The organism is Paraburkholderia sp. SIMBA_053, assembly GCF_046534895.1.
GTDB lineage: Bacteria > Pseudomonadota > Gammaproteobacteria > Burkholderiales > Burkholderiaceae > Paraburkholderia > Paraburkholderia caledonica.
The window spans coordinates 1-311 of the sequence record NZ_JAWRXU010000365.1; the positions used below are offsets into that span (position 1 = coordinate 1).

Sequence of the window (311 nt, forward strand, 5' to 3'; positions counted from 1 at the left end):
CTGACCGTTGATGAGGTCAGTCGCATTCTCGGCGCAGCGGGCATTCCCGTCGCGCCGATTCGCAATCTTCAGGAGGCGCTGGAAAGCGATCACGCTGCGCATCGCGCTTTGCTGACCGAGGTGCGGCGAGACGGAGGACATACGAAGCGCATGCCGTCGCAGCCGGTGAAGTTTTCCGCGTACGGGGCCAATTGCGTGTCGCCTGCGCCGGCGCTCGGCGAACATGCAGACGCGCTGTTGCAGCAACTCGGCTATGACGACGACGACATCGCGTCGTTGCGCGAGCGCGGCGCGTTCGGTGTTCATGCAAT

General features: G+C 64.0%; 1 protein-coding gene. It reads left to right on the top strand.

Going from position 1 to position 311, the window contains the following annotated elements; all coding sequences use genetic code 11:
* Positions 1–311, top strand: a 311-nt coding sequence (locus SB753_RS36015; RefSeq protein WP_410804877.1) for a CoA transferase, incomplete at both ends; no start/stop codon positions are given.